Origin of the sequence: Pantoea sp. B_9, from assembly GCF_008632015.1 — a bacterium.
Lineage (GTDB): Bacteria > Pseudomonadota > Gammaproteobacteria > Enterobacterales > Enterobacteriaceae > Pantoea > Pantoea dispersa.
In genome coordinates this window covers 211714-227187 of sequence record NZ_VWVL01000005.1, presented here as the reverse complement: position 1 = coordinate 227187, position 15474 = coordinate 211714, and the positions used below count along the sequence as shown (strand labels likewise).

The 15474-nt window shown below is 58.7% G+C and carries 18 protein-coding genes; 5 read left to right on the top strand and 13 right to left on the bottom strand.

The annotated features are described in order from the left end of the window. Positions 1-59 precede the first annotated feature (59 nt). From mltC to mutY, 3 genes are read right to left on the bottom strand one after another with little or no spacing between them, the layout of a single operon-like run. Positions 60-1139, bottom strand: coding sequence for a membrane-bound lytic murein transglycosylase MltC (gene mltC / locus F3I21_RS16520; protein ID WP_021506619.1), 1080 nt, complete (start codon positions 1137-1139; stop codon positions 60-62). Positions 1140-1193: 54 nt separating this feature from the next. Beyond that, positions 1194-1466 (bottom strand): oxidative damage protection protein, encoded by a 273-nt coding sequence (locus F3I21_RS16515; protein WP_059011805.1) that lies wholly within the window; start codon positions 1464-1466, stop codon positions 1194-1196. Further along, positions 1466-2551: an A/G-specific adenine glycosylase gene (gene mutY, locus F3I21_RS16510; RefSeq protein ID WP_150059345.1), complete on the bottom strand. Its 1086-nt coding sequence runs from the start codon at positions 2549-2551 to the stop codon at positions 1466-1468. Before mutY ends, F3I21_RS16515 begins: the two co-directional genes overlap by 1 nt. 154 nt (positions 2552-2705) lie before the next feature. Between mutY and trmB the strand changes: the two genes are divergently transcribed. The 4 genes from trmB (at position 2706) to F3I21_RS16490 (ending at position 7106) form a co-directional block, all read left to right on the top strand. Continuing rightward, the gene (gene trmB / locus F3I21_RS16505) at positions 2706-3425 is read left to right on the top strand and encodes a tRNA (guanosine(46)-N7)-methyltransferase TrmB (protein WP_021506621.1); all 720 of its coding nucleotides are present in this window, start codon (positions 2706-2708) and stop codon (positions 3423-3425) included. Beyond that, positions 3425-3751, top strand: a complete 327-nt coding sequence (locus tag F3I21_RS16500; protein WP_021313105.1) for a YggL family protein — start codon at positions 3425-3427, stop codon at positions 3749-3751. Before trmB ends, F3I21_RS16500 begins: the two co-directional genes overlap by 1 nt. A gap of 172 nt (positions 3752-3923) precedes the next feature. Continuing rightward, positions 3924-4640, top strand: coding sequence for a DUF2884 domain-containing protein (locus F3I21_RS16495; RefSeq protein WP_104188379.1), 717 nt, complete (start codon positions 3924-3926; stop codon positions 4638-4640). 210 nt (positions 4641-4850) lie between these two features. Continuing rightward, entirely contained in the window at positions 4851-7106 is a 2256-nt protein-coding gene (locus F3I21_RS16490) for an Ig-like domain-containing protein (protein WP_150059344.1), read from the top strand. A 70-nt stretch (positions 7107-7176) separates the two neighbouring features. Here the strand turns inward: F3I21_RS16490 and hemW are convergent, their stop codons facing one another. The 4 genes from hemW to F3I21_RS16470 are packed head-to-tail and all read right to left on the bottom strand — an operon-like array spanning position 7177 to position 10188. Then, positions 7177-8307, bottom strand: a complete 1131-nt coding sequence (gene hemW / locus F3I21_RS16485) for a radical SAM family heme chaperone HemW (RefSeq protein WP_058757116.1) — start codon at positions 8305-8307, stop codon at positions 7177-7179. Beyond that, positions 8300-8893, bottom strand: coding sequence for an XTP/dITP diphosphatase (locus F3I21_RS16480; RefSeq protein WP_059011651.1), 594 nt, complete (start codon positions 8891-8893; stop codon positions 8300-8302). Before F3I21_RS16480 ends, hemW begins: the two co-directional genes overlap by 8 nt. A gap of 20 nt (positions 8894-8913) precedes the next feature. Then, positions 8914-9468, bottom strand: coding sequence for a YggT family protein (locus F3I21_RS16475; protein WP_021506626.1), 555 nt, complete (start codon positions 9466-9468; stop codon positions 8914-8916). Between the two features lie 12 nt (positions 9469-9480). Continuing rightward, complete coding sequence (locus F3I21_RS16470; protein ID WP_150059343.1) at positions 9481-10188, bottom strand: YggS family pyridoxal phosphate-dependent enzyme; 708 nt, start codon at positions 10186-10188, stop codon at positions 9481-9483. Positions 10189-10204: 16 nt separating this feature from the next. Between F3I21_RS16470 and F3I21_RS16465 the strand changes: the two genes are divergently transcribed. Beyond that, the gene (locus tag F3I21_RS16465) at positions 10205-11197 is read left to right on the top strand and encodes a type IV pilus twitching motility protein PilT (RefSeq protein WP_150059342.1); all 993 of its coding nucleotides are present in this window, start codon (positions 10205-10207) and stop codon (positions 11195-11197) included. Positions 11198-11263: 66 nt separating this feature from the next. Here F3I21_RS16465 and ruvX read toward each other — a convergent pair whose 3' ends face one another. The 6 genes from ruvX to F3I21_RS16435 all read right to left on the bottom strand — a co-directional run bounded on the left by ruvX (position 11264) and on the right by F3I21_RS16435 (position 15473). Further along, the gene (gene ruvX / locus F3I21_RS16460) at positions 11264-11680 is read right to left on the bottom strand and encodes a Holliday junction resolvase RuvX (protein WP_058757113.1); all 417 of its coding nucleotides are present in this window, start codon (positions 11678-11680) and stop codon (positions 11264-11266) included. Then, positions 11680-12243 (bottom strand): YqgE/AlgH family protein, encoded by a 564-nt coding sequence (locus F3I21_RS16455; RefSeq protein WP_021506630.1) that lies wholly within the window; start codon positions 12241-12243, stop codon positions 11680-11682. Before F3I21_RS16455 ends, ruvX begins: the two co-directional genes overlap by 1 nt. 85 nt (positions 12244-12328) lie before the next feature. After that, on the bottom strand, positions 12329-13273 hold the full coding sequence (gshB, locus tag F3I21_RS16450) for a glutathione synthase (RefSeq protein WP_058781622.1): 945 nt from the start codon (positions 13271-13273) through the stop codon (positions 12329-12331). A gap of 96 nt (positions 13274-13369) precedes the next feature. After that, entirely contained in the window at positions 13370-14101 is a 732-nt protein-coding gene (gene rsmE / locus F3I21_RS16445) for a 16S rRNA (uracil(1498)-N(3))-methyltransferase (protein ID WP_058757111.1), read from the bottom strand. Positions 14102-14174: 73 nt separating this feature from the next. Continuing rightward, positions 14175-14882: a deoxyribonuclease I gene (gene endA, locus F3I21_RS16440; RefSeq protein WP_150059341.1), complete on the bottom strand. Its 708-nt coding sequence runs from the start codon at positions 14880-14882 to the stop codon at positions 14175-14177. Positions 14883-14960: 78 nt separating this feature from the next. Next, the gene (locus tag F3I21_RS16435) at positions 14961-15473 is read right to left on the bottom strand and encodes a SprT family zinc-dependent metalloprotease (RefSeq protein ID WP_150059340.1); all 513 of its coding nucleotides are present in this window, start codon (positions 15471-15473) and stop codon (positions 14961-14963) included. Between the last annotated feature and the right edge of the window lies 1 nt (position 15474).

Below are 15474 nucleotides of genomic sequence, written 5' to 3'. Positions count from 1 at the left end.
GTTCCCCCATCGCACGCCACCTTCTCCCGCAGGCGGGAGAAGGTGGCGATGAGCGCGAATCAATAACGGTGGTAGCTGCGCTGTGCCTGGCTCACTTTGTACAGATAGCGGCGCGACTCGGCCGACGGATGATTGGTGGTCAGCGTCTGATACACCTGGCTCGGTGACATGCCGTTGATGGTGGCGAAGGCGCGGTCTTTATCGCTGGAGAACACGCGCAGCACGCTGCCCGCCCCGCCGTTATAAGCGGTGATCACTGCGTAACGGCGTGATAGCGGATCCTGAATCCCGCCGAGATAGCTCTTCTGCAGCAGCGACAGATAAGCGGTACCGGCATCAATATTATTGGCCGGATCGAGCAGATAGCTGCGGCTCGGTTTACCCCATTTGCCCTTCATGCGGAACACATCGACCCCGGCAGTATGCTGCACCACCTGCATCAGACCCAGCGCATCGGCGTTGCTTACCGCATAAGGGTTGAAGCTCGATTCGGTCTGCATGATCGCCAGAATCAGCGAGGCATCAACGCCATACTGTTCGGCGGCTTTGCGCACCAGCGGCAGATATTTATGCGCACGTTTGTCGAGGTGGTTAGGCACCATCGGAATGGTCACCGACCAGATAACGTGCAGCCCGGAGGTGCGTTTCTGCAGTTTGTTCTGAATCAGGTAATCAGCAAAGTTACCGGCGCGTCCCTGCCAGCGGATCGGCTGACCGGTGTTATCCAGCACCTGGCCGTACAGCAGTGGCTCTTTACTGATCTGAATATCGTTGGCGTCGGAGTAGAGATCGACGTTGCCCGGATCGTCACCAATCAACAGCGTGGTGATGATGGCCTGACGCAGGCTGGCCATCGGATCGGTGCCGGAAATGGTCTCAATGGTGATGCTACCGCTGTCGAAGTTGATGTGACTGCGGGTGTAATAGTTATCGCTGTATTTGACGTAGTCCTTGGGTCCGGCGATCAGAACCTCATTGATTCCCCAGATATTCTCGATGTTGGCGGCAAATTGCCCCATCAGAATGTCAAAACCGTTGGTGTCCTTAACCCACTCTTCATGGTACTGCGATTTTTTTTGTCCGGAGCAGGAGACTAACAGGGGTGCGATGACCAGCAGTGCTATCAGTTTTTTATTCATTGTGAATGCGTGCCTGACTCGAAAAAGAGGGCCTCAAAGGGAGGCCCTGAACGTTTATTTTTCTGGCGGGGTGTAACCTTCAATGTGCACATCTTTGCCTTCGAACAGGAAATTCACCATCTCCTTCTCCAGCACTTTGCGATCTTCCGGGTTCATCATGTTGAGCTTCTTCTCGTTGATCAACATGGTCTGCTTGGACATCCACTGCTGCCAGGCTTCTTTGGAAATCTCATTGTAGATGCGCTTACCCAGTTCGCCAGGATAGAGCTGAAAGTCCTGGCCTTCAGCTTCGCGTTGCAGATAAGAACAAAAAATGGTGCGGCTCATTACTCTTCCTCTTCGGTCAAACTGGTTCGCAGTTGAAGCTGCCGGGGATGGCGCAGCTCATGCAGCAGGCGCTCTACCGGCGCGGCCAGCCCCACTGACGGTGGTTGCGCTAAGTTATACCAGAGACCGCCGGCTTCATCCATCAGCGACCCGGAGGAAGGCCACGCCAGCCACATAGGCACAATATCTAAGTGGAAATGGCTGAAGGTGTGGCGGAACGCGGTAAGCTGCTGCGGTTTCGCGTGGATGCCGCGCGCCGCCAGCCAGTCAGTCAGCGCTTGCTCACTGGTGAACTGCGGGAAGCAGAACAGGCCGCCCCACAAACCCACTGGCGGACGCTGCTCCAGAAACACCTCATCGCCGTGTTGCAGCATCAGGAACCAGCCGCTGCGCTCTGGTAGCGTGACTTTCGGTTTCTTACCGGGATAATCAGCCCAGTTGCCTTGTGCATAGGCCGCGCAGCCGCTATTCAGCGGGCAGATTTCGCATTTCGGGCGGGAGCGAGTACACACTAACGCGCCGAGATCCATCATCGCCTGATTAAACTGGCTGACGCCATCCGCTGGCGTGACGTCTTCACTGATCTGCCACAGTCGCTTCTCCACCTCTTTTTTGCCCGGCCAGCCGCTCACTGCATAGCAGCGCGCCAGCACGCGTTTTACGTTGCCGTCGAGGATCGGGAAATGCAGGCCAAGCGACAGCGACAGGATCGCGCCCGCCGTGGAGCGGCCGACGCCCGGCAGCGCCGCGACGTCATCGAAATGAGGCGGGAATACGCCGCCGTACAGCTCAACCACCTGTTTAGCCGCCTTGTGCAGGTTACGCGCCCGTGCGTAATAGCCGAGGCCGGTCCACAGATGCAGCACTTCATCAAGCGGCGCGGCGGCCAGGTCGGCAACCGTGGGGAAGCGCGCCATAAAGCGTTCGAAATAGGGAATAACGGTGGCAACCTGCGTCTGCTGCAGCATCACTTCGGAGAGCCACACCTTGTAGGGCGTTTTCTCCAGCTGCCACGGCAGAGTTTTACGGCCAAAGCGTTGGTACCACTCCAGCACCTGTTGCGCGAACTGCGGCGCCTGCATCATAAGAAGGAAATTTTCCGTGTTTACTCTACAATCAGGCAGGAATTCCAGCACAGAGACATCAGGGTGTAAACCGGAAGATTGCAAAGGCTTGCTTCTGTTACTTAACTTTGCATAATGCCCGTTTCCCTGAACAGGCTAACCAGCAGGTTTCAACATGATTAATGACGTCATCACCCCGGAATTTGATGAGAACGGGCGGCCTTTACGCCGTATCCGCAGTTTTGTGCGCCGCCAGGGGCGCTTAACGAAAGGACAGCAGCTCGCGCTCGACAATTACTGGCCGGAGATGGGCGTCGAGTATCAGCCGCAGCCGCTGGACATGGTCGCGCTGTTTGGTCGCGAAGCGCCGCTGGTGCTGGAGATTGGTTTTGGCATGGGTGCCTCGCTGGTGACCATGGCGCAGAACAATCCGCATCAGAACTTCCTCGGCATTGAAGTGCATGCGCCAGGCGTCGGTGCCTGTCTGGCCTCGGCCAAAGAGGCTGGCGTGCAGAATCTGCGCGTGATGTGTCACGACGCGGTGGAAGTGCTGGAAAACATGGTGCCGGACAATTCGCTGCGCATGGTGCAGCTGTTTTTCCCGGATCCATGGCATAAGGCGCGCCACAACAAGCGCCGCATCGTCCAGGTACCGTTTGCCGAGCTGGTGCTGCGCAAGCTGAAGCTGGGCGGCGTGTTCCACATGGCGACCGACTGGGAAGAGTACGCCACGCACATGCTGGAAGTGATGAGCAGCATCGATGGCTATAGCAATCAGTCGGAGAGCCAGAATTACGTGCCGCGTCCGGAAACGCGTCCGTTAACCAAATTTGAGCAGCGCGGGCAGCGACTGGGCCATGGCGTATGGGATCTGATGTTTGAGAGGGTGAAATAATGGCTGTAAAACGTAGCCGCCGTTTACGTAAAAAGTTGCATGTTGATGAGTTTCAGGAGCTGGGCTTCTCTGTTGCCTGGCGTTTTGCCGAAGGCACCAGCGAGGAAGAGGTGGATGCCACGCTCGATCAGTTCATCAATGAGGTGATCGATCCGAATGGTCTGGCCTATGACGGCAGCGGCTATCTGGTGTGGGAAGGGCTGGTGTGTCTGCAGCAGACCGGCAAATGCACCGACGCGCACCGCGAGCTGGTGCGTAACTGGCTGGAAAAGAAAAATCTCGCCGATATTCAGGTCACTGAACTCTTCGACGTTTGGTGGGACTAAGTATCACCACTGGCGATAACTTCGCGCGATGAATCGCGCCGCTACACATTCAGTGCGTGTTGGTTGATTCGCTTGTCCAATGCACCTTTCGTAGCGGCGCAATTTATTGCGCATCGCCAGACGCAGCACAATGCCACCGCTTATCAGACTATTCACATCTGCAGGAGATTTCATGGTTCGTAAGGCTCTTCTCGCCGCGCTGCTGCTGGCGGCAGCTCAGGCGCATGCTGACTATCAGTGCAGCGTCAATCCAAAGGATGATGTGATCATCAAACCCCAGAGCGTGCAGGTGGTGGGCAGCAACGGCAACCTTGAAATCACGCCGCAGGGCGATGTGCAGTTCAACGGCAAGGCGGTGAGCGTCGATAACGCCACGCGCCAGCAGGCGATTGACTACCAGAACGCGCTGCGTCGCGATCTGCCGTGGGTCGACAGCGGCGCAACCACCCGTCTGGAGCGGGGCCGCGTGGCGCTGGATAAAGTGATCGTCGAAAAACTCGGGGCGGACAGCAATGTGCGCAATCGCCTGACCACGCTGAACGGTCAGCTGAAGCAGCAGATGAACCGCATCATCGAGCACCGCCCGGATGGCCTGACTTTCCACCATCAGGCCATTGAGCAGGTGCGCGCCGACGGCGAGAAGCTGGTGCAGAGCACGCTGGGCGGGGTGTTGCAGGATAGCCTGAACGAGATGGGCACCAAACAGGCCGCCAGCGGCAGCAATCCGCTGCAGGCGCTGATGGGCAACCTCGGCGGGCTACAGCAGTCGATTCAGACTGAATGGAACAATCAGGAGCAGGATTTCCAGAACTTCGGGCATGAAGTGTGTAACCGGGTGACTGCACTGGAGAGCCAGCGCAAGACGCTGATGCAGAACGTAAAGGGCTAAGCCAGCCGCGTTGCCGCTGAATGCACGGAACATCACGGCGTCATTGTTCTTCTGAACAGTGGCGCCTTTTTTATCCCCGCAGCTTTTAAGCCGTGATTTAACGGATTGTCTTAGATTCGGGACGAATCTGATAACGGCAAAATTTCCGCATTAATAACTATATCAACGGGCATTCAGCCTATTGAACTTATTAATTTTTAAGGAAATTTTATGTTATTTTCTGACACCTCTGCTTCCAGTTCACATCCGGTTTTATCACCCCCTGTGGTTATCGTTGCCGAACGCGGCTGGTACAACGATCCGCAAAAACGCTGGCAGGGAACGGTACAAACGCCGGACGCCGTTGAAGTCATCGTGACGGTTAACGGTGGCAATCCGCTACGCGTGCCGGTGATCAATGGCCACTTCGAGTGGATGCCGCCGCAGCCGATGGCCGATGGTGAATACCAGCTAACCTTCACCGCCGTGGATGCCGCCGGCAATCACAGCGCACCTACGCGCGTGGATTACAATATCGATACTCATCCGCCCGCCAGACCGATCATCGAAGCGATAGAGGATCACGTTGCCGGCGGCGTGGAGGACGGTAACAGCATCCGCCGTAACGGCTATACCAATGATGATCAGCCGGTGGTACGCGGGCAGGCGGAAGCCAACGCGCTGGTTTATCTCTATAATGGCAACCAACTTCTCGCCTCTGTGCGTGCCGATGCGCAGGGTAACTGGCAGGCGCAGCTCGATCTGCCGCAGGACGGAACCTATAACCTGACGGCGCAGGCCGAGGACCGCGCCGACAACCGCAGTCAGCCGTCGCCGAAGTGGACCTTTCATCTCGATACGCTTACCCCGGAAACGCCAACGTTTAGCTATTACGACGACAATCGCGGGCTGTATCAGGGCCAGTTTGGCCGCGGCCAACCCACCGATGATGTCCGGCCGGAACTGCACGGCGAAGCCGAGCCCGGCAGCGTGGTGCGCATTCAGTATGCCGCACCAGGCGGTAAGTGGATTGTCGGCGGTACGGCCACCGTCGACAGCAGCGGCCATTGGCACTGGACGCCGCCGCAGGATCTGCTGCCGGACGGCGACTGGCGTTTTCGCAGCCGCAGCAGCGATAAAGCCGGCAACGTCAGTCAATGGAGCGACAGCTGGACGCTGACTATCGACACCCGTATCAACACGCCCGCCATCCTGCAGGCTATCGATGACGTCGGCACCATCCAGCCGGTGCTGCCGGGCCAGACCACTGACGATAAGCGGCTCGATTTTTCCGGACAGGCCGAGCCTTACAGTCAGGTGACGCTGTACCAGAACGGCGTGGCAGCCGGCAGCGCGACGGTGGGGGCCGATGGCCGCTGGCAGATTACCCCGGACCGCGACATGCAGCCGGGTAGCAACAACTTTACGGTAAAAGCAGTCGATCTGGCGGGTAACATCAGCAACTATGCGCCCAACTGGGCGATTAACTATGACTCTGGCGTGAAGCACAGTTCTGGCGAAGAGAACTGGAACTGTCGCGCCAATACCAGCTGGCAAACCGGCCGGGTGTATCAGTACGGCGGGTTGAAAGTCACCGAACTGAAACATGGCACCAGCAACAACTGTTTCTATACCGGCATCATGAACCGGCCGGATGGCTATGAAAGCAAAGCGATTGAGATGCTGGATCATTCGGTCGTGCAGTTTGATTTTGGTGCCACCAATTACGTGGAGTTCAATTATGGCTATCTCCACAATTGCGATACCTACGTAGATATTTTCTCCCCCAGCGGTGAGCTGCTGGGGCGCGAATACCTGCAGCCCGGCGGCGCCAGCCGGTCTGAGCAGGGCCTGAACACCTTTAGCTGGCAGGCTCCGGCGGGCCAGCAGATTGGCTATATTGACGTCCATTCAGGTGAAGATCCGGATACCTATAAAAAAGTGCTGTGCTGGAACGTGCTGGTGAAGCGCGATGTGGGCTGGATTATTGATACTGTGCGCTGGGGCAAAGACGAGAGCCTGGTACAGCACCATACGCTGCCGGAAACGCAGGAACAGGAGGGCGCGCAGCTGCATCTGAATGATGTGCAGCAGTGGCTGGCGGCGCACAGCGGACCACTGCTGCAGGGCTTCTCTGCGCTGGTGCTGGAAGGAGAACATCAGCAGCTTGATTATCAGCAGCTGACGCAGCATATCAGCGGCCTGCAGCATATCGATCTCACCGGCTCAGGAGACAATCTGCTGCAGCTGGATGCGCAGCAGCTGTTGCAGCAGGCGCACCAGGATGTGCTGCTGCCAGAGCGCACGCGCAGCTGGCTGATTGATGGCGATGCCGGCGACGTGGCGCAGCTCAGCGATAGCACGCAATTTTATCAGCAGTGGCAGCAGCAGGGGACGCAGCAGAGCGGTGGCAAAGTGTGGCAGGTGTTTGAGAGTCCCGACCACAGCGCGACGCTGTTAATCAATAATGAGGTGATGATCGCCTGAGCGTAACAGATGCAGCCGTGCCGCACAGCACGGCTGCCAGCGGAAAAGGCGCGCGCCTTCTCCGCTGAATTTACATGAACAGCTCCAGCAGCGAATTCAGGAACAGTTTGCCTTTTTCGGTAATCTGCCAGTGCTCTGGCTGCTCCTGCACATAACCGGCGGCAATGGCTGCGTCGATCTGCGGGCGAATCACTGCCTCGTCCAGCCCGGTGTAGCGCTGAAAGTCGGCGCGCGGCGCGGCTTCCAGCAGGCGGAAACGGTTCATAAAGAACTCGAACGGCTTGTCCTCGTCCGGCACGTCATGCTGCTTATCCAGATAGTTGCCCTTCATAAAACCGCGCGGATGACGGGTTTTCACCGTGCGCACGATGCGCCCGTCCGGCTGCGTCAGCTTGCCGTGCGCGCCACAGCCGATGCCGAGGTAATCACCGAAGCGCCAGTAGTTCAGGTTATGCTCGCAGCGATAGCCCGGTTTGGCGTAGGCCGAGGTTTCATACTGCTGATAGCCTGCGGCGCTCAGCAGCTGATGACCCTGCTCAAAGATATCCCACAGCGCATCGTCATCCGGCAAAACCGGCGGGCGTGAACCAAACAGCGTGTTGGGCTCAATGGTCAGCTGATACCACGACAGATGCGGCGGGTTAAGGGCAATCGCCTGGCGCAAATCGTCCAGCGCCTCTTCCAGCGACTGATCCGGCAGGCCGTGCATCAGGTCGAGGTTAAAGCTGCGCAGGCCGAGACCGGCCGCCAGTTGTGCCGCGCGGACCGCCTCGTCCGGACCGTGGATGCGGCCCAGGCGCGTCAGCTTTTGCGGACTGAAACTCTGCACGCCAATCGAAATCCGGTTAATGCCCGCCCGCTGATAGCCGCTGAAGCGATCGGCTTCCACCGTGCCCGGATTGGCCTCCATGGTGATTTCGGCGTCCGCCGCCAGCGGCAGGCGCGCACGCACGCCATCCATCAGCTGCTGCATCGCCTCGCTGCTCAGCAGGCTGGGCGTGCCGCCGCCGATGAAAATGGTGCGCACTTCGCGCCCGGCGGTCAGCGGCAGATCCTGGTCAAGATCGTTGAGCAGATGCTGCACATACTCGCTGTGCGGCACTTCGCCTTTGAGCGCGTGCGAGTTGAAGTCGCAGTACGGACATTTCTGCACGCACCACGGGATGTGGATATAAAGGCTTAACGGTGGTAACTCAGGCATTGCGCATCGCTTCCAGCAGCAGCGTCAATGCTTTACCCCGGTGCGACACGGCACGCTTTTCATCCTTGCTCAGCTCGGCGGCGGTTTTACCCAGCGCCGGCACGTAGAAGATCGGATCATAACCGAAACCGCCTTCACCGGCGGCCGCGCGGGTAATCTCCCCGGCCCAGCTGCCGTGGAACACCAGCGGCGTCGGATCGGCGGCGTGACGCACGTACACCAGCACGCAGTGGAACTGTGCCTGGCGCTCGCCGTCCGGCACCTGCTCCAGTGCCTGCAGCAGTTTGTCGAGATTCTGCTGGTCGCTGGCATCAACGCCGGCATAGCGTGCCGAGTAAATGCCCGGTGCGCCGCCCAGCGCATCGACCGCCAGCCCGGAGTCATCGGCAATCGCCGGCAGGCCGGTGATCTGCGCCGCGTGACGCGCTTTCAGGATGGCGTTTTCGATAAAGGTCAGCCCGGTCTCTTCGGCAGACTCTACGCCCAGCTCGGTTTGCGCCACGATATCCAGGCCGAAGGCCGCTAACAGATCGGCCAGTTCACGTACTTTGCCCGGATTACCGGTGGCGAGCACAACTTTTTGCATAACAGTTCCAGATTAACGAATTACAGCAGGTACCAGAGACCCGGGAACAGGTCCATACCGAGGAAGTTCAGCGCATACAGCACCAGAATCACGATCATCGCCGAGAAATCGATGCCGCCCATCGCCGGCAGGATACGGCGAATCGGGGCCATCAGCGGTTCGGTCAGCTGGATCAGCACATAGTCCATCGCACCGCGTCCCTGGCTGATCCAGCTCATCAGCGAGCGAATGATGATCACCCAGAACACCAGATAGCCGGCGGATTTGACCAGCGACAGCAGGCCCACCAGCAGGTTGGTCGGATCGACGGAGAACACCCCGACCTGAATCAGCAGCAGAATCGGATATTTCAGCGTGGTCAGCACGAATGCCAGCAGCAGCGACGCGGTGTCAATCGGTCCCAGCGCCGGCAAAATGCGGCGCAGCGGTTTAACAATCGGCTGGGTGATCTTCACGACAAACTGCGCCAGCGGATTGTAAAAGTCACAGCGTGACCACTGCATCCAGATGCGCAGCAGCAGCACCATCACGTACAGATCAATCAGCGTTTTGACTAAAAACGTCAGTGTTAACATGAGGTTCCTCAATTATTGTTGTGAAGGGCGTGCATAATCCCGCGCGCCAAATACCGCGGTGCCGATGCGCACCATCGTACTGCCTGCGGCTATCGCCGCATCCATATCGTCGCTCATTCCCAGAGAAAGCGTATCGACGCCAGGATAGTCCTGTTGCAAGGCACGAAACGCGCTGTCCATCTGCTGGCATACCGCCAGCTGGCGCGCGTAATCCTGCTCGGGCGCCGGAATCGCCATCAGTCCACGCAGGCGCAAACGCGGCAGAGCGGCAATCTGTTGTGCCAGCCCGGCGACGGCCTCCAGCATGATGCCAGATTTGCTGTGCTCGTCACTGATATTTACCTGAATTAACACGTTGAGCGGCGGCAGCGCGGCCGGACGCTGATCGTTCAGCCGCTGCGCGATACGCAGACGGTCAACGGTATGGCACCAGGCAAAGTTTTCCGCCACCAGACGGCTTTTATTGGATTGTAACGGCCCGATAAAGTGCCATTGCAGATCAGGATGTGCGGCCAGTTCGGCAACTTTTTCAACCCCTTCCTGCACGTAATTTTCACCGAAGGCGCGCTGTCCGGCGGCAATGGCTTCTGCGATAGCGCTCGCAGGTTTGGTTTTGCTCACTGCAAGCAGCGTAATTTCTTCTGGCGCGCGGCCGCAACGCGCGGCGGCAGCAGCGATCCGCTCGCGCACTTGCTGTAAGTTGTGCTCAATGGAAGTCATAGTCAGGAGAAGTTAAATGGATTTGGATGACGTTGTGGCGCTTAGTGTAAAGCATAATGCGGCCGATCTGCACCTTTGCAGCGGACATTTACCGCACTGGCGCCGGCAGGGCGTGCTGGAGCCAATACCGCAACAGCACAGCTTGCCTGAGCGCTGGCTACAGGCCTTTAGCGAGCAGTGGCTTAGCGCCGTGCAGCGCAGCGAGTTAGCCAGTAGCGGTCACGTCGATTTCGCCATCACGCTCGGCAACGGCAGCCGGCTGCGCGCCAATCTGTTCCGCCAGCGTCACGGACTGGCGCTGGCGCTGCGGCTGATTGCCAGTCAGCCACCGGATATAGCGCGCCTGCAGCTGCCGGACGTGGTGCGCTCGCTGCTGCAGCAGGAGGAAGGGCTTATCCTCATCACCGGCGCGACCGGCAGCGGCAAATCCACCACGCTGGCGGCGCTGGTGGATAGCCTCAATCGTCAGCAGGCGCGTCACATTATCACGCTGGAAGATCCGATCGAGTTCGTCCACCACAGCCAGCGTTCGCTGATTCAGCAGCGCGAAATCGGCGCGCACTGCGCTTCGTTTCAGCTCGGATTAAAAGCGGCGCTGCGTGAAGACCCGGATGTGATCCTGCTGGGTGAGCTGCGCGACAGCGAAACCATCCGGCTGGCGCTGACCGCTGCCGAGACCGGCCATCTGGTGCTGGCCACGCTGCATACGCGCGGCGCGACGCAGGCGGTGGACCGGCTGGTGGATGTGTTTCCGGCCGAGGAGAAAAACCTCGTGCGCACGCAGCTGGCCTGCAGCCTGAAAGCGGTGCTGGCGCAGCGTTTAGTCGCTGCCAAAGCCGGCGGCCGCATTGGCCTGTTTGAAGTGCTGGTGGCGACGCCGGCGGTCGCTAACCTGATCCGCGAAGGCAAAATGCATCAGCTGCCCGGTGTGTTGCAGACCGGCGCGCAGGCAGGGATGCAGACTTTCGCCCAGAGCGAGCAGGCCCGGCGTGAGGCGGGATTAATTTGAGCAGGGACGTGCCCTGAGAACCGCCGACACGGCGGCGCGAAACCGCGCGGCCGCGTCCGGGCTGATTTAATGCGTCTCGAACCAGTCCTGCAGGATAATCACCGCGGACTGCGAATCGATATGGCCTTTTTGCAGCGCGCGATAGCCGCCGCGTTCGAACAGGTCGGCACGCGCTTCTACGGTGCTCAGGCGCTCATCCTGCAGCTCCACCCGCACGCCGAAGCGGCCGTGCAGCCGGTTAGCAAACTTGCGCGCGCGCGCCGTCAGCGGCTGTTCGCTGCCGTCCATGTTGAGTGGCAGGCCAACCACCACGTAATCCGGCTGCCACTCTTTCAGCAGCTTACCAATGAGCTCCCAGTCCGGCGTGCCGTCCTGCGCTTTCAGCGCGGTGAGCGGGCGCGCAGTGCCGGTCAGCTGTTGCCCGATGGCAACGCCGATGCTTTTGGTACCGAAGTCAAAGCCGAGCAGCGTTTCACTGGCCATCAGGCGTGCCCTGCATCGCTGGTCATGTTGTGGATGTCCACACCCATGCTGCGCGCGGCTTCACGCCAGCGTTCGGCAATCGGCGTCTGGAACAGGATCTGCGTATTGGCCGGCGTGGTCAGCCAGGCATTCTCCAGCAGCTCATTTTCCAGCTGATCCTTCTCCCACGCGCAATAACCCAGTGCTACCAGCACGTTCTCTGGCTGTTCACGCGTGCCGATCGCTTCCAGCACATCGCGCGAAGTGGTGATTACCGTATTGTCAGAAATGCGGATACTGGAGGAGAACACGCGCTGGGCCGAGTGCAGAATAAAGCCACGATCTTCCGCCAGCGGACCACCGGCAAACACCGGTTTGTCCAGTTTGATAGCAGGATCGCGTTCTGATGGGCTGATTTTAAGTTTTTTCAGGATGCCTTCGACTGTCAGGTTGTCCATCGGCTTGTTAACGATCAAACCCATGGCACCCTCTTCGTTATGCTCGCAGATATACACCACCGAGCGTTTGAAGAAAGGGTCCTGCAGCGACGGCATCGCAATCAAGAAATGGTGCTGTAAATTCATTCTCACTCGTTTACCAAAAATAGCCGGTGCTGAACGGCTGCACCGGCTTTGGGTGGTTCACGGAGCTCTCACTCCTGCGGCATCCTCAGCCCAAACGTTTTTCAATCGCGTCCATCAGCATGCCGGTGATGGAGACCGGGAACGCCGCCTCGATTTCGCGGATGCAGGTTGGGCTGGTGACGTTAACTTCTGTCAGTTTATCACCGATAATATCGAGGCCGACAAAAATCAGCCCTTTGGCTTTCAATGTCGGACCTACGCGGCGGGCAATTTCCCAGTCGCTGTCGCTCAGCGGACGGGCTTCGCCGCGGCCACCGGCGGCGAGGTTGCCACGGGTTTCGCCGCCCTGCGGAATGCGTGCCAGGCAGTATGGCACCGGTTCACCATCGACCACCAGCACGCGCTTATCACCGTCTTTGATCGCCGGCAGATAATTTTGCGCCATGCAGAAGAACTGACCGTGGTTGGTCAGCGTTTCAGTGATCACGCCGAAGTTGGCATCATCTTTTTTGATGCGGAAAATCGACGCGCCGCCCATGCCGTCGAGCGGCTTGAAGATTACATCGCCATGCTCCTGCCAGAACGCGCGCAGCTGCTCTTTGTTGCGCGTCACCAGCGTGTCTGGCGTCAGGTCGGCAAACCAGGCGGTGTAGAGTTTTTCGTTGCAGTCACGCAGGCTCTGCGGTTTGTTAACGATCAGCGTGCCTTGCTCTTCCGCGCGCTCCAGCAGATAGGTTGCGTAGATAAACTCGGTATCAAACGGCGGGTCTTTACGCATCAGCACCACGTTAAGATCGGCCAGCGGGATAGTCTGCTCGCTGCCAAACGTGTACCACTGCTCGTAGTTCTGCTCGACGCTCAGCAGCCGGGTGCGCGCGTAAGTCACGCCACCACGCAGCGACAGATCGCCCATCTCCATGTAGTGAATTTCATAACCGCGGCGCTGTGCTTCCAGCAACATGGCGAAGCTGGAGTCTTTTTTAATGTTGATGGACGAAATCGGGTCCATAACGATGCCAAGCTTAATCATTATTCTCTCCTCAAAGGGGAATTCAGCCACCCCGTTCCGTGCGAAAGCGTTGTGCTGGTCAGTTATCTGCGTGTGTCTTCGGGCTGAAAGTATCCCTTAACCGAGGTCACCAAACCTCACCTGAAGTGCCGTGATGGCGGTGAGCGCCGTGGTTTCGGTGCGCAAAACGCGCGGACCGAGCAGGATATCGGTAAAGCCGTGCTGCGCCGTCATGGCAATTTCCTCTGCCGACAGGCCGCCTTCCGGGCCAATCAGCAGCCGTACACGCCCAACCGGTTGCGGCAGCGTATTGATGCTGTGGCTGGCGCGCGGATGCAGGTTGAGCTTCAGGCCGTCATCCGCTTCGGCGCACCAGGCTTCGAGCGTCATCGCGGCGCGGATTTCCGGCACGCGATTACGACCGCACTGCTCGCAGGCGGCGATGGCAATTTTCTGCCACTGCTGAATCTTTTTCGCCAGGCGTTCGGCATCCAGCTTTACGCCACAGCGTTCAGAAAACAAGGGCGTAATCACATTCACGCCCAGTTCGATCGATTTCTGGATAGTGAATTCCATTTTTTCACCGCGCGACATCACCTGACCGAGGTGTAAGTGCAGCGGGGATTCGCGATCGTCAGGCTGGCTGGCAAGGACCTTTACTTTTACACGCTTTTTGTCGGCCTGGGTGATTTCGGCGCTAAAAGTCAGATTACTGCCATCAAACAGCTCGATCTGCTGTCCGGCGCTCATGCGCAGCACGCGGCCGACGTGGTTGGCGGCATCCTCATCAAGCAGAACTTCACTGTTAACGGTTAGAGCTTCGGGGTGATAAATGCGGGGTATGCGCATGCGGTTCCTGCCGGCGTTATGCCGCATCGCGCGATGCGGCCCAATCGAAAAAAGCTAGTGTAGGGTAGCGCTTTCAGCGCTGGCAAGCCTGCTGTACCCAGGAATTGTGATTTCCCTGCACCGCGGCAATGCGCTGGTCGCGTTCGCACTCCCACGGCGTGACCGGATACTGCTTGTTCCACGCGGTGAACAGCTGGGTTTGCTGGCGTGACAGGCGCAGATGATACTGGTCGCGCATATAGAAGTAGGTGCGGGCGATGGCGCCGCGCGCGCGCTCTGGAGGCTCGGCGCGCTTCTGCTTAAAATCGATCTTCATGCTGCACTGACCGTACTGCTGCTCGCCACCGTTCCACTGGCTGTACTGGAAGTTGTTGCGGTCACCGTTCACTTCACCGATGGCTGGCTGCAGGTTGTGCAGATCGCTTTCGATGCGGCGGTAATCTGCGTCTTTGCTGCAGTTTTTCCGTCCGCCATTTTGCCAGCACTGACGCTGATGACCAAACTCCCACGCCGGCATGACGTGTTCCCACTCGATGCGTTCCGCGCGGTTGGCGTTCTTGCGCACGCTATAGCCGCAGCTGTTCAGATCCGGCACGCCTTTTTTACCGTGCCAGCTGATTTTGCAGCCGCAATAAAAATCCGCCGGCGCATCCGCGTTGATCTTTGCCGCGACCACTTTCGCCTGCTGAAAATTGTTCTGGTTGTAATGGGTGAGACTGAGGCTGTACGCGCTGAGCGGCGCGACCAGCAGAGAGAGTAATAACAGCGTTTTGCGAGACATATTCCAAAAAGTAACCTGGTACCGAAAAAGGGCGGCAGGGTAACAGAATGGTCGGGCGCGGGGAATGAGAATCGCGGACTAATCCGCTGCGTATTCACCGGGTTGCAGCAGGGTACCGCAATGCACGCAGCGATATTCGCTCTCACCACGCAACACGCGGTTGTGGCGGCGTACCGTCAGCTGATGTTGCTGGCAGCGACAGCGATAGGGGAAGGTATTGCTGCGCACCGAAGTGATGGCGAACTGGTGGGTGCGGCGGGCGGGCACGCCCAGCACGTCCTCCATCATCCACTTCCACTCTTTGCCGTGCGGCGGTACGCGGCCGAAGGTTTTCCACACCAGCAGATGCGCCAGCTCATGCGGCACCACTTCATCAATAAAAGCCTGCTGGTTTTCCAGCAGCAGCACCGGGTTGAGGCGAATTTGCCACTGTTCCAGCCACGCGGTGCCTGCGGCCGTGCCGCGCTGCTGATAAACCAGCGTCGGCTCTTCGAAATGACGTTCGAGTTTTTGCTGAGCCAGCTGCAAAAAATGGCGCAGCGAGCGCATGACGGCTTGTTGCAGGGCGATGGGCAGACGTGGCGTTTTCATG

Bases quoted from the DNA above. Each gene is read 5' to 3' on its own strand.
- mltC (WP_021506619.1), bottom strand. From the start codon at position 1,139: ATGAATAAAAAACTGATAGCACTGCTGGTCATCGCACCCCTGTTAGTC.
- F3I21_RS16515 (WP_059011805.1), bottom strand. From the start codon at position 1,466: ATGAGCCGCACCATTTTTTGTTCTTATCTGCAACGCGAAGCTGAAGGC.
- mutY (WP_150059345.1), bottom strand. From the start codon at position 2,551: ATGATGCAGGCGCCGCAGTTCGCGCAACAGGTGCTGGAGTGGTACCAA.
- trmB (WP_021506621.1), top strand. From the start codon at position 2,706: ATGATTAATGACGTCATCACCCCGGAATTTGATGAGAACGGGCGGCCT.
- F3I21_RS16500 (WP_021313105.1), top strand. From the start codon at position 3,425: ATGGCTGTAAAACGTAGCCGCCGTTTACGTAAAAAGTTGCATGTTGAT.
- F3I21_RS16495 (WP_104188379.1), top strand. From the start codon at position 3,924: ATGGTTCGTAAGGCTCTTCTCGCCGCGCTGCTGCTGGCGGCAGCTCAG.
- F3I21_RS16490 (WP_150059344.1), top strand. From the start codon at position 4,851: ATGTTATTTTCTGACACCTCTGCTTCCAGTTCACATCCGGTTTTATCA.
- hemW (WP_058757116.1), bottom strand. From the start codon at position 8,307: ATGCCTGAGTTACCACCGTTAAGCCTTTATATCCACATCCCGTGGTGC.
- F3I21_RS16480 (WP_059011651.1), bottom strand. From the start codon at position 8,893: ATGCAAAAAGTTGTGCTCGCCACCGGTAATCCGGGCAAAGTACGTGAA.
- F3I21_RS16475 (WP_021506626.1), bottom strand. From the start codon at position 9,468: ATGTTAACACTGACGTTTTTAGTCAAAACGCTGATTGATCTGTACGTG.
- F3I21_RS16470 (WP_150059343.1), bottom strand. From the start codon at position 10,188: ATGACTTCCATTGAGCACAACTTACAGCAAGTGCGCGAGCGGATCGCT.
- F3I21_RS16465 (WP_150059342.1), top strand. From the start codon at position 10,205: ATGGATTTGGATGACGTTGTGGCGCTTAGTGTAAAGCATAATGCGGCC.
- ruvX (WP_058757113.1), bottom strand. From the start codon at position 11,680: ATGGCCAGTGAAACGCTGCTCGGCTTTGACTTCGGTACCAAAAGCATC.
- F3I21_RS16455 (WP_021506630.1), bottom strand. From the start codon at position 12,243: ATGAATTTACAGCACCATTTCTTGATTGCGATGCCGTCGCTGCAGGAC.
- gshB (WP_058781622.1), bottom strand. From the start codon at position 13,273: ATGATTAAGCTTGGCATCGTTATGGACCCGATTTCGTCCATCAACATT.
- rsmE (WP_058757111.1), bottom strand. From the start codon at position 14,101: ATGCGCATACCCCGCATTTATCACCCCGAAGCTCTAACCGTTAACAGT.
- endA (WP_150059341.1), bottom strand. From the start codon at position 14,882: ATGTCTCGCAAAACGCTGTTATTACTCTCTCTGCTGGTCGCGCCGCTC.
- F3I21_RS16435 (WP_150059340.1), bottom strand. From the start codon at position 15,473: ATGAAAACGCCACGTCTGCCCATCGCCCTGCAACAAGCCGTCATGCGC.